Annotated in this window: 17 protein-coding genes; 2 read left to right on the top strand and 15 right to left on the bottom strand. The window is 37.8% G+C overall.

Going from position 1 to position 20,035, the window contains the following annotated elements; translation table 11 throughout:
• Window positions 1-61: 61 nt before the first annotated feature.
• The gene (locus tag EJN90_RS09375; protein ID WP_126110617.1) at window positions 62-1,597 is read left to right on the top strand and encodes a BglG family transcription antiterminator; all 1,536 of its coding nucleotides are present in this window, start codon (window positions 62-64) and stop codon (window positions 1,595-1,597) included.
• A 217-nt stretch (window positions 1,598-1,814) separates the two neighbouring features.
• Here EJN90_RS09375 and EJN90_RS09370 read toward each other — a convergent pair whose 3' ends face one another.
• The 12 genes from EJN90_RS09370 to EJN90_RS09315 all read right to left on the bottom strand — a co-directional run bounded on the left by EJN90_RS09370 (window position 1,815) and on the right by EJN90_RS09315 (window position 15,900).
• Window positions 1,815-2,387 (bottom strand): YitT family protein, encoded by a 573-nt coding sequence (locus EJN90_RS09370; protein ID WP_265415850.1) that lies wholly within the window; start codon window positions 2,385-2,387, stop codon window positions 1,815-1,817.
• 75 nt (window positions 2,388-2,462) lie between these two features.
• On the bottom strand, window positions 2,463-3,179 hold the full coding sequence (locus EJN90_RS09365; RefSeq protein WP_126110613.1) for a ribulose-phosphate 3-epimerase: 717 nt from the start codon (window positions 3,177-3,179) through the stop codon (window positions 2,463-2,465).
• A 33-nt stretch (window positions 3,180-3,212) separates the two neighbouring features.
• Window positions 3,213-4,340: an iron-containing alcohol dehydrogenase gene (locus EJN90_RS09360; RefSeq protein ID WP_126110611.1), complete on the bottom strand. Its 1,128-nt coding sequence runs from the start codon at window positions 4,338-4,340 to the stop codon at window positions 3,213-3,215.
• Window positions 4,341-4,394: 54 nt separating this feature from the next.
• Entirely contained in the window at window positions 4,395-5,039 is a 645-nt protein-coding gene (locus tag EJN90_RS09355) for a transaldolase family protein (protein WP_126110609.1), read from the bottom strand.
• A gap of 460 nt (window positions 5,040-5,499) precedes the next feature.
• Window positions 5,500-6,222 (bottom strand): sugar isomerase domain-containing protein, encoded by a 723-nt coding sequence (locus tag EJN90_RS09350; RefSeq protein WP_126110607.1) that lies wholly within the window; start codon window positions 6,220-6,222, stop codon window positions 5,500-5,502.
• A 13-nt stretch (window positions 6,223-6,235) separates the two neighbouring features.
• Window positions 6,236-7,468: a neutral/alkaline non-lysosomal ceramidase N-terminal domain-containing protein gene (locus tag EJN90_RS09345; RefSeq protein ID WP_227872490.1), complete on the bottom strand. Its 1,233-nt coding sequence runs from the start codon at window positions 7,466-7,468 to the stop codon at window positions 6,236-6,238.
• Between the two features lie 28 nt (window positions 7,469-7,496).
• Window positions 7,497-8,456, bottom strand: coding sequence for a Gfo/Idh/MocA family protein (locus EJN90_RS09340; protein ID WP_126110603.1), 960 nt, complete (start codon window positions 8,454-8,456; stop codon window positions 7,497-7,499).
• A gap of 422 nt (window positions 8,457-8,878) precedes the next feature.
• On the bottom strand, window positions 8,879-10,471 hold the full coding sequence (locus tag EJN90_RS09335) for an SWIM zinc finger family protein (protein WP_126110601.1): 1,593 nt from the start codon (window positions 10,469-10,471) through the stop codon (window positions 8,879-8,881).
• A gap of 356 nt (window positions 10,472-10,827) precedes the next feature.
• Entirely contained in the window at window positions 10,828-11,466 is a 639-nt protein-coding gene (locus EJN90_RS09330; protein WP_126110599.1) for a PepSY domain-containing protein, read from the bottom strand.
• A gap of 119 nt (window positions 11,467-11,585) precedes the next feature.
• Window positions 11,586-12,818 (bottom strand): L-lactate MFS transporter, encoded by a 1,233-nt coding sequence (locus tag EJN90_RS09325; RefSeq protein ID WP_126110597.1) that lies wholly within the window; start codon window positions 12,816-12,818, stop codon window positions 11,586-11,588.
• Between the two features lie 32 nt (window positions 12,819-12,850).
• Window positions 12,851-15,277, bottom strand: a complete 2,427-nt coding sequence (locus EJN90_RS09320; RefSeq protein WP_126110595.1) for a flavocytochrome c — start codon at window positions 15,275-15,277, stop codon at window positions 12,851-12,853.
• The gene (locus EJN90_RS09315; protein ID WP_126110593.1) at window positions 15,274-15,900 is read right to left on the bottom strand and encodes an NADPH-dependent FMN reductase; all 627 of its coding nucleotides are present in this window, start codon (window positions 15,898-15,900) and stop codon (window positions 15,274-15,276) included. The genes EJN90_RS09320 and EJN90_RS09315 overlap by 4 nt, the downstream gene beginning before the upstream one ends.
• 234 nt (window positions 15,901-16,134) lie before the next feature.
• Here EJN90_RS09315 and EJN90_RS09310 point away from each other — a divergent pair, with 234 nt between their 5' ends.
• Window positions 16,135-17,082: a LysR family transcriptional regulator gene (locus EJN90_RS09310; RefSeq protein ID WP_126110591.1), complete on the top strand. Its 948-nt coding sequence runs from the start codon at window positions 16,135-16,137 to the stop codon at window positions 17,080-17,082.
• Between the two features lie 181 nt (window positions 17,083-17,263).
• Here the strand turns inward: EJN90_RS09310 and EJN90_RS09305 are convergent, their stop codons facing one another.
• The 3 genes from EJN90_RS09305 to EJN90_RS09295 all read right to left on the bottom strand — a co-directional run bounded on the left by EJN90_RS09305 (window position 17,264) and on the right by EJN90_RS09295 (window position 19,906).
• Window positions 17,264-18,196, bottom strand: a complete 933-nt coding sequence (locus EJN90_RS09305; protein ID WP_164544105.1) for an FAD:protein FMN transferase — start codon at window positions 18,194-18,196, stop codon at window positions 17,264-17,266.
• Window positions 18,197-18,585: 389 nt separating this feature from the next.
• Window positions 18,586-19,533, bottom strand: a complete 948-nt coding sequence (locus EJN90_RS09300; RefSeq protein ID WP_126110589.1) for a YsnF/AvaK domain-containing protein — start codon at window positions 19,531-19,533, stop codon at window positions 18,586-18,588.
• A 112-nt stretch (window positions 19,534-19,645) separates the two neighbouring features.
• Window positions 19,646-19,906 (bottom strand): DUF2382 domain-containing protein, encoded by a 261-nt coding sequence (locus EJN90_RS09295; RefSeq protein ID WP_126110587.1) that lies wholly within the window; start codon window positions 19,904-19,906, stop codon window positions 19,646-19,648.
• Between the last annotated feature and the right edge of the window lie 129 nt (window positions 19,907-20,035).

The following is a 20,035-nucleotide window of genomic DNA, read 5'->3' as shown; positions in this document are numbered from 1 at the left end:
TCTTTCCTTTTTTGACATACAACGCTTACATGTTTATAATAAATCGCGAAGGAGGAGCGAGATGATTAACAAACGATTACTTCATATCATAAGAATTTTATTGAAACAGAATACCTACGTCACGATTGCTGAATTATCAAATGAGCTTAATGTTTCCTATAAGACAATTGCAAATGATTTGAAAATGGTTGAAGCTTGGCTCACTGAACACGGTCTAGAACTTATCAAAAAAACAGGTGTGGGAGTGAATATTGAAGGCAGTAACGAAATCAAGTTAAGCGTCTACCAATTCATTTCGAGAAAAAGTAAAGAGAATATTGATTATTCACCCAAAGCGCGAATGATTTATATCGGAATGAAACTCTTACTAGAATCAACATGCCGCGTTCATGAATTAGCCGATGATTTGTTTGTCAGCCGCGCCACTGTTCATAAAGACATCCACTCCCTCACTGCTATCTTTGAATCATATAAAATTGAACTATTACGAAAAAACAATAATGGGATTACCATTTCTGGCAGCGAAAAGAATTTTCGCAATTGTTTAATCGAATTAATGAAGATTGATAACGGATATCACGTCTTTTATGAGATGGTGAAAAATACAAATTACCCATGCGACGGATCCTTCCCTTTTCTAGGCCTGGACGTAAATGACGATGAATTTGTCGAATTTTTAAAAGTACTTGAAAACATAAACAGCAAGTATTTGCATACCTTATTATTTGATTCGCTCGTACAAGTTCTGCATCACCTTTTTGTTTCCTTCGTGCGAATTAAAGAAAACCATTTGATTCATTTATCTGAATCGTTCTTGCAAGAGTTAAAATTTCAACCTTATTACGAAGAAGTCCATGAAATTTGTAAAGCAATTGAAAGTTTCTATCCTATCCAATACTCTGAAATGGAAATTCGCTATCTACAAGTATTTTTCTTATCATTGAAGAATACCAACGAGATTCGTACTGATGATCGAGTGGATGCTCAAGAAATTACAATTTCTCTTATAAATGAATGGGAGAAAATGTTGCCTTATCATTTATCCAAAGATGCAGAACTAACAAACTCCCTATACACTCATTTCTGTTCTGCTATCACCCGATATCGTCATGGAATCGTGATCGAAAACCAACTCATTGACGAAATAAAATTAAAGTATCAACACACTTTTTCCATTGTAAAAGAATCTATGTATTTGATCGAGAATAAGTTCCATTGCAAAATAAGTGAAGAAGAAATGGGTCTACTAACACTCCATCTCGCCGTGGCCTTAGATAAAATGAAGCAGCCACTGACGACTTTACTAATCTGCCACGAAGGGAGCGGAGCCAACCATTTATTATTAAGAAAACTCCAGTCACAATTTTCGAATGAACTATTTATAAAAGACAGTCAAAATTATCCGACTATCGATATGGATCAGTTACAGCATATTGATTTGATTCTTTCTACCATTAATTTAGAAATTCATACGGATATTCCGATCATTGAAATCAATCCGCTCTTATCAAAATATGATATTGCTCGGCTCAGAGACAGTTTGACACCTTATTATGAACACAAAAATGATCATATGCTCGCATTTGAAAAGCAGTAAGTTTTGCTGCTTTTCTTTCGTGTTGATACTAATGGAAAGACATGTCGTGATTTCTCAAAAGTGTAAGCTTCCGGTAGCTGAAAAAGCTTGGGCCAGTAAAAAGCTCCTGAACCTCCCAGATTTCTCAAAAGTGTTACCTTCACCGATAAAAAAGCTCCTGAACCTCCCACTTTCCTAAATTTCTTTCGAGGAAAATCAAATTTATCAGCTTTTCTTGTTAAGCTTGTTCTAATTTTGGTGCGAATAGTTTATTCTGAGTAAAGAACGCGATTGTTTTGATAATAATCAGCAACGAAATAAAGCTGAATACAGCAATCAACAGATTGTTATTGATAACGCCAGAAGCGACTACTACGAATCCATCCAATACTAGCAAGATATGCGAGAGTTTTAAAAAGCTTAGGAAGTATTTCAGCAGCAGCGCAATTAAATCTGTTCCACCGGTTGCGCATGAACGATTTAAGGCAATACCGATGCTGCTTCCAACTAACACCCCTCCGAGTAATGCTGCCACAATTAATTCTAAAATTGGATGCCATTTATTTAGTGCTGCAGTAATATGAAGTGCGGGTATTATTCTCATAAAAAGAGGAGTCATGAGCGTAATATACAACGTCTTGATGCCGAAGTTTTTACCAAGAATAATCATTCCCAAAGCAAGCAACGGTAATGAAATAGAGACAGACATGATATCGATGGGCACGCCTAATATTGTTGAAAAAACAATTGATAATCCCGTAATTCCGCCGGGCGCTAACCCGGTGAATCGGAAGAAAAAGTTTACAGCGATTGCGGTTAATATTGACGATACAGTTATCCAACCGTAGTCAAGCCATAATTCTTTTTTTATGATTGGACACCTCGCTTATTGTAGTTTATATTTTTTAGCCGCAGTATCGATTGCTTCACGGCACTTTTGTACACCAGCAGTATAGCCATCTGGATCTTTGAAAATTGCTGACGAAAGTACGACTACATCCGGGTTGCATTCAATTAATTTGTCCATATTGTCTGCACGTAATCCACCATCAATTGCGAGCTCACAAGTTGGATTTTTTTCATCAATCATCTTTCTTGCTCGTTTAATCAAATCCGGAACACTTCGTCTCCATCCCCAATTGTCCTTCCCGTCCGTTTCATCTACACCGTGCGTCACAATATGAAGACGATCAATATCATAAATCGATTCTTCCACAAAACTCAATGGTGCATAACAGCCAATCGTCAAGCCTACTTTGAGTCCTCTTTCTCTACACCAGTTGATGATGTACGCTAATTGTGCTCCAATAAAATGTTCTGCAGGAATAATCAGCATGTTTGCTCCAGCTTCTTTAATTTGCTCAATAAACATTTCATCCATGCTAATTGTATAGATGTGGCATTCAATTGGTTTGTCCGTTTCAGGACGAATGGCATCAATAATTTGATGCCCCCCCATTAACTTCATATTTTGCAAATCATGCATATCTGCTGCGTCCGAGTGAATATAGTCTACACCCGCTTCGCTTGCTTCTTTTACTACATCAGCAATTCTTCCGTAGTTTACATGCGCTAGTCCAGCTGCGATTTTTATATGTTTCATTTTTTCTGCCCCATTCTCTTCTGTTTATTTTATTTATTTCTTTTCATATGATTCATGCAATATTTTTTCAAGAAAGTCACGGTTTCCAAAAGGAAGGTGATCTAACATTGGAGATGCAATCATCTCATTGAAATCAGTTTTGTCTACATGATATTCTTGAAGTGATCGATCTAGGCCGATGATGGATAAAAATTCTGTTAGCTCTCTATAGAGATTTTGGCTAGCTGGATTAAAAATCGAAGCTACCTTATCCATTTTCTTTTGATATTTGTCATAGCCATATTTAATAAAGGATGGATATACTACTGATAAGGCATTGCCATGTGGAATTGGCACGATTCCTCCAATTAATTCTGACAGTGGATGAGGTGCGTCTGCCCCAGAATTTGCTAATGCTCGCCCTGCCAATGTATCTGCCATTGACATTTTTATCCGAAAGTCTAAATTTTTAGGATCTTTTAAAACTTTAGGTAAATATTGTACAATTAACTTCATTGCAGTAATCGAATCCATCTCGCTATAATAAGAGGCTCTTGGGTTAATATAACTTTCGAAAGCGTGGGTGAAAGCATCAAATCCTGTAGCAGCAGTTATACTGTTCGGCAAAGTGAGTGTCAGCTCACTGTCAACAATGCATTCTTTTGAAAACAAATCCGGATGATAGAATGATACTTTCTCTTTTCCACTTGTAATAACCGAAGCCTGCGTTACGTGTGAACCTGTTCCGGATGTTGTCGGAATCGAAATAATCGGCAGCATTTTTTCATTATAAGTATGATAATCCTCAAACGGTGAATCATAGAAAAATACTTCTTTCCAATCTATTTCTATCTTTCCATTAACAAAGGCTAGAGCTTTAGCTACATCGATCGAACTGCCTCCTCCTACTGCTAATACAAAATCACATGGATTTTCATTTAAAAAGCGAAGCCCCTCTTCAATAATCTCTGTAGTCGGGTTCGGCGATACTTGGTCAAAATGAAAGACCTTAATTTCTTCTGCTGATAATAAATCCTTTACTCGTTCATAGAGCGGGATTAAAGGTTCGTCCGCTGTTGATACGAGCAAGCAACGATTCCCATGCTTTTTCGTGATTTTCCCGATTTCCCGTAATCTGCCAGGACCAAAATGAATTTTTGTTGGTTGATAGTAATTAAACATCTTATCCTCCTTCTCCACTCCCTTATCGCCTTTTTACAAGGGATAAAGTCATCTTTATTTGCTAATCAAAGCATTCCAATCTTCTTCGAATGCTATTTTTCCGCTCTCCGTCAGCGGGTGATAAAGCGATTTCATATATAAGTCATAAGGAACTGCTGCATAGTCTATTCCAGCTTTTGCAATCTGTTCAAGTTGATATATATTTTTAATTGAGGCAGCAATCACTTTCGTTGAATATCCTTTTTGTCTGATTAAATTCTGTAAGGAAATAATAAATGATAATCCATCATTTCCGTGCTCTTCATTTCTGCCAATAAATGGAAACAAATAATCCGCTCCAGCTTGAATGGCTGCAATTGCTTGAGGGATAGTAAACACCAGTGTCAACGCAGTCTTAATTCCTTGTTCTGAAAGTTGTGAACATAGTTTTAACCCAACTTCTGAAAAATTTATTTTGATAACAATATTTTTGTTGATTCTGATGAGCCGATCAACTTCATCTAGTAACTCTTCCAAAGTATTTCCCATCACTTCCCCACTCAAAAACGTTAATTCTTTCTCTGAGTAGTCTTCAATGAACTTATAAAAGGATTCATTATTATTTTTGTACATACTCGGATTTGCTGTTATACCATTTATTCCCATCGTCAACACTTGCTCAATATGAGCACGATTTCCAGAATCAATAATGTACTTCACTAGTTCTCGCCACCTTTTCTCAATTAAATGATGTACGCTATCTCATATTTTTATTATAGGTATCAATTGAAGTTGTGTATATACAGCGTAAATCACTCTTATTGCCACATTGATATGGAAGAAAATGACAGGTAAATTTCTGGGACTATTGTTACAAGTTTTTTTCTGAAATTATTTTGACGTTTTTTGATAATTACATTCAGTGATAAGGTATCTCCGCTCCCACTGGATGAGAATAATGACTAATTTCATTCAGTGACAGCCCGAGCAAGTCCTCACTAGACAATATTAGCTATTAATTTCATCTAGTGGCGACAAAATTAATGTTCAGTGAATGAAATAGTATAAATATGAATAGTGAGAGGAACTCGAGTTGCTAGGTATCAGCATTATAGGCAGAAAAAAGCATCCAATAAGTCACTCGCTGCTGACTTATCGGATGCTTTACTATATCGACATCTTACCGTTTATAAATGTATTTGTTGAAAAGCTGCTTATTATATTCATCTGCATGATCTGCGTTACTGCTTTTAAAGACTGGCGCATCAACGCCATCCGATACTAGATTTGTTACCATTTCACCTACTAAATTTTGAATAATAAATGTGCCAGTGATCGTCGAAACGGGTCCCATCACCTTGTCTTCCGTGATTTCGATGGAAGCATCATTATAAGGCGCCGTATTATCAAGAACAAAATCTCCCAGCTCAAATAATTTTAAACCACTCTCGTGCCTCGAATCAACTTGGCTGGTATGAGTCATGGACGTGATGACAACGATTTTCACTCCTTTGGATCGCATTCTCTGAACATATTCAATAATGAAAGGATTTCTCCCGGAATTGCTAACGGCAATCAGAACATCATTTTCCTTCACAGGATATAAACTCTCAATCACATTCGCATAACTGCTCTCTCTTTCAATATAAGTACTCTTCATTGGATCGGTAATGAGTGTCATTTCAACTTCGATGATTGGATATATTTTAGCAAATCCACCTGCCCGGGCATATACTTCTTCCGCAATCATATGGGAATGTCCTGTCCCGATGGCATAAAGAGTATGGCCATTTTTTTGAGCATCACTCATCAAATTCGCGGCTTGCTTAATGGTTTCTTTTTGAGAATCTATTTTTTCTAGACAGCTCAATACACTTTGATAGTATTTTTCTGTAAAATCCATTTTTTTCCCCTCTCTATTCTAATTCCTTTAGCCATTTACTTACTTTACTAATCAATCTTTCTCCCTCGCCCATAGCAAATGGCGACATATATGCCTCATATTCTCCTCTTTCATAGGCTTTTGAATCCGGCAAATAGGTATAATAACCATTGGCAAACCCTGAAAAGAAAATATTCTCTGTTAAATGGGCTAAAATAAGTGAGGAATAGATTTCAACAGGAAGGAAATTAAATTTCATGCCTTGAATTTCAACTGCTCCTGCTTCCATTAAGAATGGTCGTTGTTTTTGTCGTTTGGCATACTCCAACTCAGCCCGAACAGAAATTTTTTCGATTCCTTCCTCCATCTTCTGATATTTTCTTTTTAATTCAGCTATGTTTCCCGGCTTTTTCGTCTCAATAGTAAACCATTTAGAATGCATCTCAAATGAATCAAATATTCCTTCATAAAATGGCGCTAGTAGTGATTCAGTAATGACTTCTTCTAGTACTCGTCCCATTCGTTCAATCTCATTAAAATCGGAAGATTTTCTTGTATGCCGGGTTGAAATGTCTCCGCAGGCACCGTTTATGAAGAAGGTATGCTTATATTTATCCGCATATCTTTGATACAAAGAAGCTGGGAAATCCGCACTAATCAATGTATTCGAGGAATCAAATACAGTAGGATGACAAGAAAAACGTAAAAATAAGTTCTTCTCGTTACTTTCAGAACTGAATTCAAATGCCAAAACAACATTATCGTACTCATCATTTTTTCTGGAACGATTGCTTGATATTCCGGAAACGGTTGATTTTCCAATCTTTATCGTCTGAGCCTGCAGATTTCTTACAGCTGATTTAATCGCCTGGACGATTTTCTCGGAAACATAGTTGATATAATGGCTATCCTTATTTCCTAAAAAGTAACTAGACCCTTCCATGATTCCAGTTTCGGTATCATTGATACCGACTGGTCCTGAATGAGTGTGCGTAGCCATAATTTGAACATTGCATCCCTTCATCATACCTAGGCTTTCAATCTTTGAACGAACAGATGAAAGCAATTCGATATCAATACTAAGAAGATCCAAAACAGACATGACAAATAGCTCTTCATTCTTTTTTATTACCATTACGTTTGCGTACAAAGGGTCATGTACTCCCGTCGCGATCCGGATTCCATCAAATCCTGACATAGGGACAGGAATTTTAGGTGTAATATCCTCTCTTGCAAATCCGGCAAGTATCATTGGGTTCATTTCCATCATTCAAAACTCCTTGCTTAGCTTGTCTTTATTCAAATGGATAAACAAGTCCCCACTCTTTGCGGACAACATCCATAATTTCAAGAACTTGTTGGGTCTTCGCTATTGTTTTGTTCTCCTCTTTTGAAAGCACCATATCGGTAAAATGGTTAATTTCGTGCGTGAATGCATGCGTTTGATTATCCACCTCAATGATTGTTTCTTCACCATCAAGGGAAGTAAAAACTGCTTTACTGGCACGTGGATAATTTTGAATCTGTAAATAGCCCTTTTCAAAAGCCACTACGCCAACATGAGGTAAATTCGTGCCAAAAGAAAGCTCAACAGTAGCCAGCTCTTGTTCTTTATTTCGCAATAAAATCACTGATGATTCATCGACGCCACTTTCATGTAAATTTCCCATGGTTAAGATATCTGTTGGTTGACTGCTCATGAATTCAAGCACGAAAGTCAAAGCGTAGGTGCCGATATCGAATAATGCACCACCAGCCAAATCCATTTTATAAAAATACATTGGAGAATCCGTTGGCTTATAGGCACCAAATGGAGCATGAATCATTTTTACTTTGCCGGGATTGTTTTCTTTGATCCATTTTTTTAGTTTCGGATAGAGGGGTACGTGAAAAATAGTCATGGCTTCGGCAAGATAGAGCCCTTTTGAGTCAGCTAGCGCAATCACTTCATCCAATTGTGCTTTGCTGGTCACCATCACTTTTTCACAAAAGACATGTTTTCCTGCCTCTAAACACATTTTGATTTGCTCATAATGGTGGCTGTGCGGCGTCGCGATATAGACAGCAGTAACTGCTTTGTCCGCAAGCATCTCCTCATAAGAACCGTAGCTCACCGGTATTTCGTGTTTTTCAGCAAAGCTTTTTGCTTTTTCGATCGACCGCGATGCTACAGCATAAAGCTCCGATTTTTCTGACCTGAATGAGCGCGCAAACTCATTCGCGATATTACCTGCTCCTAGAATTGCCCATTTCATAGTTGTGTTCCTCCTAATATTGTTTTTGAAACGCTTTCATTACATATGTCCATGATAATGCTTATGGGAGAATTTATCCATTATAAGGTAAAAAATTATTAGGCTGTATTATACAGTTTCGAAGATTTTTGTATAGTAGAGAAGTATTTTCTGAGCTGTATTTTTCTGTAATACTAGCTAAACTTCGGAAAATACAAAAAATCCAGAGTTCACCCTACTTTCCTAGGATGAACTCCAGATTCAGTTTTTCCCGCTTATCCAATTACTCTATTTTCAGCTTAGTAAAATCGTTCGTTTTTCATTTCCTTGAATAATTTTGATTCGCTTCTCACCTATCTCAATTTTTGGCCTTATGAATTCGTCTTTGGGAAGCCGCCCTGTAATCAACGAAACCAACAGATGGCTTTTTCTAATTTTAGTTCTTATACCTTGCTCAACTCGTCCAAAAAAGCGGGTTTTCTATTATAGAGAGCTTTAAGTTCTGTGATAAGCTGTTGAATTTTTCTACCTTCTGTATATTTTCGGTAGTCTTGAATAACATTGCACACTGATCGATATTTTTTACGATTATCTGCGGCAGCTGCGATTGATAGAATATATTGATAATAAATTTTTGCCACATCTTCAGGGTATGCCGTCACTAATAAATCTGCATAATTTCTTATCTCAAAAATTTTTGTTTGTATATAATTCAAAAGCTCTGGTAAATCATTTTCATGGAGTATTATTTTTAAGTAGATATTATTTCCCCACCCATGATTCTGTTTCTTTGTTTTTTCAATCAGGTAATTATAATCTATTTCACCAAGTTGTTTTAATTCAAAATAATAAGAAAAATCTCCTTCTAACAGCAATTTTTGGGCTAAATCTTTTTGTTTTTCAACAATTCCTAATACTTTAAAAGCTTTATAACGCTCATCTTGCCATTTTTTAACTAATCCTGGGTAGTTTTGGTCTTTCTTTTCTCCTTCTTCGGTAAGTTGAATAACCTCTTGGTATTTTTCTTCCTTCATATATCTTTTTATTAGAATTTCACGCATACTCGTATATTTGAGATTTTTCTTTAAGAAAGTTAGTATTTTACTTTCTGGTAAGAGATCTAGTTTTATTTTAAGAAGTTCATCTTGAACAAAGGAAGAATTATCTAGTGATTCGAGCAATTCCTCAATATTATTTAGTAAATGTTTTTTTGCTGTTTCTATATTTTTAAATTCTAAACATACTACGAGAAGTGCGATGCGATAATCCATCCATCCTTTCAGTGATTCGCCATTTGAGATATTAATGATTTTTTGAAAAAATTTCGTGCGTGTCTCTGTATCGATTTTATGGTTCCGGGCAAGTAGATTTATAAATTCTAGTGTCTCATCTATTAAGAATCCAAGTTCTCCGCTTGAGTCATCACTATTTTCAATTAGCACCGCTGATTCTTCCAGTAACCTTAAACTTATATCCAAGCTTTTTATCGGATTCGCTAAATTCTTCGCTCTTTCTAATACCATAGATAGCTCTTCGACAAGATCGCTCACTTCATAATAAGAAACAAATCCATCATCTCCCATATATTGATAAATAGTTTCTTCGATAAATTCAAAAGATGAATCTGCCTCCTCTTCCGGAGCATACTTCATCGTTAGCTTGCTATCGTAAGTGTCATCTGCATTCACACGGTCCTTAATTATTTCAATCAGTTGTTCTTTCGACAAACTTTGGAGTAGTTCTTCTAGTGAAGGTGCTTCATCTGGCATCGCACATCGCTTCTTGATTTCATAAAAAGCAGCTACTTGATGTTTACAAATTGGTCCCTTGTCATAAGGACAGTCACAGTCAGAAAAGAGAATGGTTCCTTTATTATCGAGTTCCACGAAAACCTGATAAGCATCCGTTCCCTCAACAACTACTATAAACTCATCTCCCTGTTGACTTACTTCCTTTACGAGTCCTCTCTCGTAATAACTGATCCCTCTGTCTACTATAATTGGGTTAATCTTATCTTCAAAATCACTCAGTCTCATTGGGATTGCTCCTTTCGATTTATACAATAATATTTTATCATAAGCATGATTTTAGTTGTCGAAAGTCATTTATTGATCCAGTTTTTCCTACGACACTCTTTTAACGATTTCATCTAGTGAGAAGGCTTTATGCTCCCACTGGATGAAAATAATGACTAATCTCATTTAGTGGGGATCCGGCGCGGTCTTCACTTGACAATATTAGCTGCTTATCTCATCCAGTGGGTACGAACTCTCTCGTCAGTAGATGAAATAACACGAATATGAGCTGTGAAAAGGCAGAAACCGATCTCCTTGTCTATTAAAAAAAGCAGAAATCCTCGCAAGGAATTCTGCTTTTCTACTATAATATATAATTAATGGTCGATTTCCAGTATTTCTCCTGTTTCACCATGGACATCAACTTCGCGATTGTCATTAGAAAATTCTATTTCATACACAGGAACATCTTGTCCGTTGTGTGTCTCTACTTCTAATTCCCATCCATCAAGGATAGCGTCCTCTCCAATTTCTTGAAGGGCAATTTCTACAGCTTCTGTGGGATCAATGATATTATCCAAATTCAGATAGCGATTGTTTTGATCCAGATCGTCTTCATCGCGGTCTACTATTTCTCCGCTTTCGGCATCGATCTCCAATTCATACTCTCGATCACCTAATGCACCGCTAATCTCATAAATCCATCGTCCATGCTCTTTCTCAAATTCAATCTCTTCTATTTGGGCATTCGGATATTCATTCAGATAAATATCAACGGCCTCTTGCATAGAAACATCTACTGTCGTCGAGTCAGCCGCTTGACTATTTTGTTCAGAGCTAGAAGATTCAGTTGTACTTGCACTACTCTCTTGTTGACTAGAAGCGGGAATGCTTTCTGATGAACGACTTTCACTTTCTTCTGCAGTTCCCTGCTGAACATCGCCATTATCATTACCACAGGAGGACAGTACAAAAATAGCCATACCTGACAACATCAGGTTTTTCCAATTTTTCATATTAACCACCTTTCTTCTATCCTTACCATACAAGAAACAAGATTAATCTTCCAACAAAGCGCTTTGGTGAACATTACTAGCTATTTTGAAAAGTAACTCTAAATCGATCAAGTGATTTCTTAAATTTTTTTCGAGCCAAGGCTGGCTTGTCCTGCTTTTTTCATTTGAATATATAAGACATTCAATACAAGACCTACTAAAGCAATCAGGATTGCCACATAGAATGCGTTCGTGAAATTACCATTGTTGGCAGAAGCCATGCTTGTTGCTACTCTAGGTCCGAACAAGGCAGCTGCAGAATAACCACAAAAGACAATACCATAATTGACTCCTTGGTTAAGAGCCCCAAAGTTTTCCATCACAAGTGGAGCAAAGACTCCCATGACACCACCGAAGCAAAGTCCCAGAATAATAATTCCAATCGCAAATCCTAGTGGAGAAGAGACAATTACCAAAAGAACAAAGGCTACGATAATCATGCCAAAGATGATGTTCAAGGTATTATTACGTCCAAGTTTATCAGAGATTGTTCCCCAAACCACACGCCCTGTACAATTGCTGAAAGAATATAAACTAACATAAAAAGCAGAGATAGCGGCGGTCAAACCAAACATTTCTTGGCCGATAACCGCTGCATTTGAAGCGATCATTAAGCCTGAAAAAGCTCCCGTAAATAACATAAAGAAAATCAAGTAGAAGTATGGCGATTGAAGCATCTGTTGCCAATTTTTGCTGCCTGTATTTTTCCCTTCTTGTACAGGCGGTGTCCAGCCTGCTGGTTGATACCCAATTGGTGCAGCTTTAATAAAGAAACTAGCTGCTGCAACAATGACAAGGTAAACAACTCCAAGAATACGGAAGGCAGAAGCAACATCGTATGATTCTATTAAATAATTTCCAATCGGTGCGGCAATAATTGCTGCGCCGCCCATTCCGGCTGTGATTATGCCCGATGCTAAACCTTTCTTATCGGGAAACAATTTAATGGTATTGCTAAGCCCTCCTGAATAAGCCAAACCTTGGCCGATTCCTCCAATTACTCCATATGTAAGATAGAGCATGGCTGGAGTGGTTGCTAATCCGGTCAAGAAAAATCCCAGACCAAATAGCAAACCGCCTAATGTAATGGTTGCTTTAGACCAACCTTTGTCTGTCAAAAAGCCGCCTAAAATCATGGGAATCGGACTGATGGCAGAGTTAATCGTAAATGCCAACATGATCTCCGCCATACTCCATCCCTTTAAAGCACTTAATGGTCCTGCAAATACACTAAAAGCATAGATTGCACCGGTACATAGCAGTACGGCTGTTGAGGCTGCCAATACTTGCCAACGATTTATGTTCTGATTCATGTTTTCCTCCATTTTCAAAGCGAATGCTTGGTTTATTTGTTGGTTCTTTCTTCAACGGCTGCTTTACCGGCGATTCGACCAAAAGTGAAAATATCTGTCAATGAATTCCCGCCTAGACGATTTCCTGCGTGGATTCCACCTGCTACTTCTCCAGCGGCATATAAACCAGCAATTTGTTCTCCTTTTCCATTAAGGACATGCGTTTTTGTATCTATTTTTAATCCACCCATTGTATGATGTACTGCTGGCTTTCTAGGTGTTGCGTAGAAAGGCGCTTTTTCTACTTTTAAGTCAAAAGCACTTTTACCAAAATCAGGATCGTTACCAGCATCCACATAAGAATTATACTTATCGATGGTATCTGTTAGGATGACAGGATCCATAGCCAATTGTTCTGCTAATTCTTCTAATGTATCAGCACGGAATAAAGTACCGTTTTCGACTTGTTTATCAATTTTTTCTTGGGTAGTATTATAGGCAGTCTTTTTGATTTCATCATCAGCAATTAGGTAGAATAACCCGCCATTATCAATGGCTGCTTGAGTCAAAGTATCACGACTTCCGTATTCATTCACAAAACGTTTTCCTTTTTGATTAACCATAACAAAGTTTTGAGGTGGTACTTGCAAACCACTGAATAACGCCCCTGTTTCTGGATCGGAGACCGGCATCATTTGAGAGAATCCCATCCCTACCAAATCTGCTCCTGCGCTTTGGCCAAGAATAATTCCATCACCTGTAATTGCTGGTGAATTAGAAGTCTTGATATCGTCTTCGATTTCAGTCCAATAGGTATTATATTCTTTTAACATTTTCGTATTTGCACCGAATCCGCCTGATGCCAAAATGACTGCATCTGCATGTACGGTTACTTTTTGACCGTTCGACCCTTCTCCGATCACTCCGCTCACACCATCTTCTATAATCAGTTCTTTAACTGCTGTATCGGTAATGATTTGTCCGCCATTCTTTTCCACGAAATTTTGTAAGGCTGAAACAAAAGCATAACCTTCATTTTTTAGCGGTTTATGTCCACGACGCCACAAAGCTCCAACCGGCATCGTCACTTCTTTTTTATCAAACTCTACCCCGATTGATTCCAACCATTTAACGGATTCAAGAGATTTTCCTGTCAATATTTTCACTAAATCATATTGTCCATAAATCATATTTCCTTCTTGGTCCGTACGCTTTCCTCCAAGATAAGTCTGCATCCGGTAGAACAGTTCAGAATCAAACAAGTAGCCTTTTTTTGGCTCATTCTCTGTCAGATAAGCCGTTATTTCTTCTTTTAACTTTTTAAAATCATCAAGGTATTCTGCATCAATTTCACTTTCGTCGATTGCAATCATTTCTTCTAATGTATGACGTTCTCCAGGTATTTCAGAAAAAGCATTTTGCCATTCTGGGTTCGCAGCATTCATAGGGCCGCCTGTACGAACCGTGTTACCACCAACTGCTGGGAACTTTTCCACTACGATTACTTTTTTTCCTTCTTGTAAAATGGTTGCTGCAGCTGTTAAGCCTGCTCCGCCGGCACCGACTACTACTACATCAGTGGTATATTCAATGTCTTCTGTGTCAGTTGCACTCGGAGCTTTTGGACGTTTACGCAAAATATCAGGATTTGCGCCAGCCAGTTTGACTGCTTTCGCAACGCCATCTATAACACCATTACTGGTAACGGAAGCGCCGGATAACACATCCACATTCAACGTTTGACCTTCAATGATTTGTTGAGGAATGCGGGTAAACACCACATCAGCGATTCCTTCCGACTCACCAGATGTATCGATTTCGATATTTTCAATGCGATCTTTTGATAATGTAACCACCATTGGCAAATCGCCATTGTGTCCAGGAGCGGTAACCGTAAAGTCCCCAGCTTCGAATGTTACTTCTTCGGGAACATTCAAAAGATTCGCTACTTTTGTGAAACGTAAAAAGCGCCAGAAACAGCTTTCCAAGAAATCAATCGTACGTTCATCCTTTAAATTTCCGTCCTTATCAAATGCTTGATGAGCACGCCCTAATAAAAATTCAGATCCCGGCATAACCGTTGCGTTCACTCCAGGTGCGTCCAGCACTTGGCGTAGATGAAGCTGCGCTCGCGAAGAACCTTGTACGTCGTAAGAAGCTCCAACAATCATCACTGGTTTCCCGTCAAATGGATGCAAGTTGAAAGACAACCATTCGAGAATACTTTTCAAAGCTGATGGGATAGAATGATTGTGCTCTGGAGTTGCAATAATTACCCCGTCTGCTTCCATAATTTTTGAATTGAATAGTTGAATAACATCACTATCCGTTTGATCTTCTGATTCATTAAACATCGGAACTTCTGTTAATTCCATGATTTCAATTTCCGCTTGTTTCTTAAAATGTTCTTTCATAAATTGCAAAAGCATTCGATTATAGGAAGTTTTAGCATTCGTTCCAACAATTCCAATAAATTTCATTCGTTATTTCCTCCATCCGCAGCCTGTTCCCAAGTAAACTTTTTCTTCTTGCTTGTTGTAAAATCGTGTTCTTCGAGTAATTGATTGGTTAATTTTACAAACATCAAAAATTCTTCAAAGCACTCCGTTAATTCTTGCTTTTTGTCTTCACTAATCATGTTTCCTGATTCATCAAAAGCAGCCAGAGAATTTCCTAGTAAGAACTCAGCGCTTGGCATGATACGAGCTTTCAATTCCGGTGCGTCCAAAATCTGACGTAGATGAGCTTGAGCTCTTGAAGAGCCTAATGAACCATGAGAGGCTCCCACTACCATTACTGGTTTGTCAATTAATGGACGGGTTGTATAAGATAACCACTCCAGGACGCTTTTTAGTGCTGCAGGGATCGTATGGTCATATTCCGGTGTACTAATGATGACACCATCAGCCGCTTCAATTTTATCGGATAATTTTTTTACCTCCGATGGGGCTGTGTGCTCCTTGGGTTCATTAAATGCTGGTAAATCTTTTATTTCACAAATTTCAATGTCAGCTTTTTCGGAAAAAGACTTCTGTATAAACTGCAATAACCTCCGATTAGTTGACTGGTTCGAGTTTGTTCCAACAATTCCGATTAATTTCATTAAAACCGCTCCTCTTATTGTGCGCTATCGCACAATGTAATCTAAAAAAAGATAAGATTGAATGTAGTTTTGGAAAATCTTTTCCGTGAATCTATCCACATAAAGGAATATTATGTTTTCAATCTTTATGATTATGATTGTATCCAAAAAAAGATACTTTGTGAAATATTTATTTAATTATCATTCGATAACTAATTTGTTATAATGAAGCAAAGAAAATAGGAGGATCGTTGGATGACCGAAATGAACTCGCCAGAGATGTTGCAATATTTAAATACCCTACTAAAACAAGGTAATTACACAAAAGCAGCTAAGGAATTGTATATTTCTCAACCTTATTTGACTCAAGTGATTAAAAGGGTCGAAAAAAATCTTGGGATTGCGATTATCAATCGCCAGTCATCCCCTCTCCAATTAACAGAAGCAGGAAGAGAATATTATCGTTATCTCAGTTCGTTAGAAAATGAACAAGATGTTTTTCGTAAACGGATTGCGAAATATTCGTCCACTGAACAAACTGTGATTCGCATCGGTATTCTCTCCAGTTTAGGAACTTATTTATTGCCTTTGTTTCTGCCGGAGTATCTAAAAGAGTATCCGCAAGTACACATCGAATTGCATGAAGAATTTCCTCACTATAACGAGCAAAAAGCTTTAAATGGTGAATTAGATTTTTTTATTGGTCAAAATCCCGAGGCACTATCACCAAATTTAACGATCTATTCACGTGGCAAACATCGCTACTTTGCGATTATTCCAGAATCTGCCAGCGTTTATCAAGAAGGAGAATATTTCTTAAATCCGCAAAGCATTTCTCTAAAAAAACTGCTTCAAGAGAAATTGGTGCTAACAACACATGGTTCTGCGATTCGTCGTCAAGTTGATTATCTGGTGAAAAAGTTGAATATACAGCCGGATATTATCTTGGAAAGTAATAATATCTTTACTGTTGCTGAACTGGCCAAAGAAAATCTTGGAGTTACATTTGTTCCAGAAAGTGTTCCTCTTGGTGAAACAAATAATCGCTTCAATATCTATCCGATGCCCTTAGACTTTATTTCTCTTGATTATTTTATCGCCCACTCTGCAAATAAAACATTGAATTCAGATGAGGAGAAGCTGATTGCAGCCTTTATGGATCATCTGCAGTTTAACTTACATGAGGATGAGTTAGATCAGTGAAGGAATGTGAAAAAGAGACAACACAAACGAATTTCTTACGCTGTGTTGTCTCTTTTTACTGCTTTGAGAAAGTACAGGGCAATTTTCGCTGCTGTACTTTACTTTTTGCCCTTTTTAGAAAGTACAGAGCGATTTTTGCCGCTGTACTTTATTTTTGGGGATAACTAGGTCAAATGCGCTGTCAAAAAAGATGGATGCGATCTACCAATCCTTTTGAGTAGGCTAGTTCTCCTTGCGTAGTAATGACAATCCCTTCAAGATCAGGAATCTGATTGATTTCCGCAATGATTGTCGTGGCCTTTTTCCCAAATAGACGAGTCGTCCAAATTTCTCCATCCAAAGATTGGTCAGAAATAATCGTGATACTGGCAAGATCTGTTTGAATAGGATAACCAGTCTGGCTGTTAAAAATATGGTGATAGGTTCGATTATTCCATTCAAAGCTGCGCTCGTAGATTCCTGAAGTTACTATCGATTGATTTCTAACATCGACTGCTGCTGCATAATTTCCTCTAGGTAAAAACGGATTTTGGATCCCTATTCGCCATTGGTGACTTTGAGTTGGGGTTACTCCATATGTCAGCACATTTCCTCCTAAATCAATAAAAGCTCCTCGAGCTCCCTGCTGTCTGAAAAAAGCAATTATGTTATCTGCAAAGTACCCTTTCGCAAGTGCTCCTAAATCAATGGCCATTCCTTTTTCTTCAAGAAAGACTGTTTGTTCTGTTTCAGAAAGTTGGATTTTCTGCGGATTAATAATTTTCAAAAGTTCTTGAATCTTTGAATCACCTGGATAATGAACATCTTGAAAGCCAATACGCCACGCTTGAATCAGAGGACCAATCGCAATATTTAGCGAACTTCCTTTAATAAGGCTCTGTCTCTTTCCGATAGAAATTAACTCAAACAATTCCTGATCCACATGAACCGGCGATACTCCGGCAGCTCGGTTCACTTTCATCAAATCAGAAGAGGAGTCATTGGCACTGAATCGCTGCTCATAGGAAATGAGTTTTTTTTCAGCCTCATCCAACAAATCCTCATAGTTCTCGTGACTTACCCAAAGTTGGATTTTTGTCCCCATTAATTGGAGTGTTCTTTTTCCTTCCACTATGCTTTCGCTTCCTTTATTTATCTTTTTCTATAGAATAAAGGATTTTCGCACATAAAGATAGAGGAGACCTTTTAGCCGAACACATTACTCGGTGATGTTTTTCAAGTTCAAATTCTTCCATTAAATATAAGAAAAGCGGACAAGTCCGCCTTGGCCTATGAAAAAATAGGAAATTTGACCCTGAATTGTCAGGAGACTTCACGCTTCAGCGGGTTAGTCGAATGATATGCGTTAGCGAGCAGCGAAGCGCGCAATGGGGCAAATTTATCTTTTTTTCACTAGGTCAGGACTTGGGAGCTAGACATTGATGGCTGAACTTATAATCCCCTAGTCTATGAAAAAGCATCAGAAACCAAAGCTTCTGATGCTTCATTTATTTTTCTCTATGTTTACAAAGGACGGTTTAAGTCCTCGTCTTCATCTTCTATACGAACATCTCCTGAAGAGTCGATATCCAATTCTTCTTTACGAACGGTATCAGAAACTTTCTTTTGTTCCGTAACTTTTTCTTTACGAACATCCACTTCTTCTACAACATCCGTATGTTTTTGGACGTTCACTTGTTCTTCCGTAACGGGGATTACTACTTCTTCTGTTCCATCAATATCCGTAATGGTCTCATCTGTTGAATGAGAATCTCTCACTGGATGTCTTTCCACGATTACTTCTTCGTGAGTTACTGGAACATCAATCGTTTCCGTTTCTTCGGTAACATGCTTGCCTAGGCGAACTTCTCCTGTTTGAACTTCTTGAGTACCTACGTCAAGACGTTCTTCTCTCAAACGAATCGTTTCTTCATTTTCGTCTGTAAGATAGTCATCGTCTAAAGGAGGTGCAGGAACTGTTGGATCCATATCCACATCTTCCGTTAACAGTGGATCTGTTGCATTCACATCTACATCCATGTCTTCTGTTAATAAAGGATCCGTAGCTCTTGTATCATCAGTTAAGGTCGTGTCTACAGTTGTATTCCTTGATGCATCCTCATCAATTAAAAGAAGAATGTTCCCTTGTTCGATATCACTTCTATATTCGAACAATGGGTCATCATCTGTATTGTATTCAGGGTCATCATAACGATTGACATCATAGTCATCATCCATCGTAAATGCATCTTTAATTTTTTCCCAGAGTGATCGATCATCGTCGTGTACGTTGTCTCTCATGTCCGTGTCTGTCGTTACTTCTGCATCCATCGTATAAGGAATGGAATTTCTCACACTTTCATTAGCAATGAGAGTGATGCTATTTTTGCTGTAGCCTTGGTCTCTCAACCGCTCTACTGCTCTCAGTGCATCGTCCACCCTTACATAACTTCCTTCTACAATTCTGTTCATAACACTATTTTCCTCCTTCTGATTATGAATATAGGAAACTTCTAGTACTAATTTTAGTATAACAGTAACGAATTTCACCTTCAAATAATAGCCCTTTCACAGCGAAGAAAATTCACTCTGTTTCTCTTTTTTCCACCACAATGTATTCTTTTTCAACAGGTGTCACTTCTACGTCCACTTTTTCTTCCTTCAATGGAATGGTAGTCGTTTTCTCTTCCCACTCTATTTCACCTTTTTTGTTTTTCACTTGATTTCTCTCTGTTACAATTAACTCTTCTTTTTTAATGGGTACTTTTATTTTCTTTATCTCTTTCACCGTTTTCTTTTTGATGATGATTTCTTCGGACTGGTTTTTATCTTCTTTTTTCTTCATTTGAGATCCTCCTTCCTCCGCATCTTGTTGCTTCTATTATAGTGAGTCAGGAGTTTCTATTACAAATGATAGCTTCTCTTTAGGCTAGTAGAAAAGCAGAAAATCTGGCTTGAGAGCTAGACATATTCA

This window comes from Jeotgalibaca ciconiae (assembly GCF_003955755.1).
GTDB classification, from domain to species: Bacteria; Bacillota; Bacilli; order Lactobacillales; family Aerococcaceae; genus Jeotgalibaca; species Jeotgalibaca ciconiae.
The sequence above is the reverse complement of the archived record's forward strand: the minus strand, read 5'-3'. Positions and strand labels throughout refer to the sequence as shown.

What these genes read in the sequence shown, in the direction of transcription:
- EJN90_RS09375 (WP_126110617.1), top strand. Translation starts at nt 62, where the DNA reads ATGATTAACAAACGATTACTTCATATCATAAGAATTTTATTGAAACAG.
- EJN90_RS09365 (WP_126110613.1), bottom strand. Translation starts at nt 3,179, where the DNA reads ATGAAACATATAAAAATCGCAGCTGGACTAGCGCATGTAAACTACGGA.
- EJN90_RS09360 (WP_126110611.1), bottom strand. Translation starts at nt 4,340, where the DNA reads ATGTTTAATTACTATCAACCAACAAAAATTCATTTTGGTCCTGGCAGA.
- EJN90_RS09350 (WP_126110607.1), bottom strand. Translation starts at nt 6,222, where the DNA reads ATGGATTTTACAGAAAAATACTATCAAAGTGTATTGAGCTGTCTAGAA.
- EJN90_RS09345 (WP_227872490.1), bottom strand. Translation starts at nt 7,468, where the DNA reads ATGGAAATGAACCCAATGATACTTGCCGGATTTGCAAGAGAGGATATT.
- EJN90_RS09340 (WP_126110603.1), bottom strand. Translation starts at nt 8,456, where the DNA reads ATGAAATGGGCAATTCTAGGAGCAGGTAATATCGCGAATGAGTTTGCG.
- EJN90_RS09335 (WP_126110601.1), bottom strand. Translation starts at nt 10,471, where the DNA reads ATGAGACTGAGTGATTTTGAAGATAAGATTAACCCAATTATAGTAGAC.
- EJN90_RS09330 (WP_126110599.1), bottom strand. Translation starts at nt 11,466, where the DNA reads ATGAAAAATTGGAAAAACCTGATGTTGTCAGGTATGGCTATTTTTGTA.
- EJN90_RS09325 (WP_126110597.1), bottom strand. Translation starts at nt 12,818, where the DNA reads ATGAATCAGAACATAAATCGTTGGCAAGTATTGGCAGCCTCAACAGCC.
- EJN90_RS09320 (WP_126110595.1), bottom strand. Translation starts at nt 15,277, where the DNA reads ATGAAATTTATTGGAATTGTTGGAACGAATGCTAAAACTTCCTATAAT.
- EJN90_RS09315 (WP_126110593.1), bottom strand. Translation starts at nt 15,900, where the DNA reads ATGAAATTAATCGGAATTGTTGGAACAAACTCGAACCAGTCAACTAAT.
- EJN90_RS09310 (WP_126110591.1), top strand. Translation starts at nt 16,135, where the DNA reads ATGACCGAAATGAACTCGCCAGAGATGTTGCAATATTTAAATACCCTA.
- EJN90_RS09300 (WP_126110589.1), bottom strand. Translation starts at nt 19,533, where the DNA reads ATGAACAGAATTGTAGAAGGAAGTTATGTAAGGGTGGACGATGCACTG.
- EJN90_RS09295 (WP_126110587.1), bottom strand. Translation starts at nt 19,906, where the DNA reads ATGAAGAAAAAAGAAGATAAAAACCAGTCCGAAGAAATCATCATCAAA.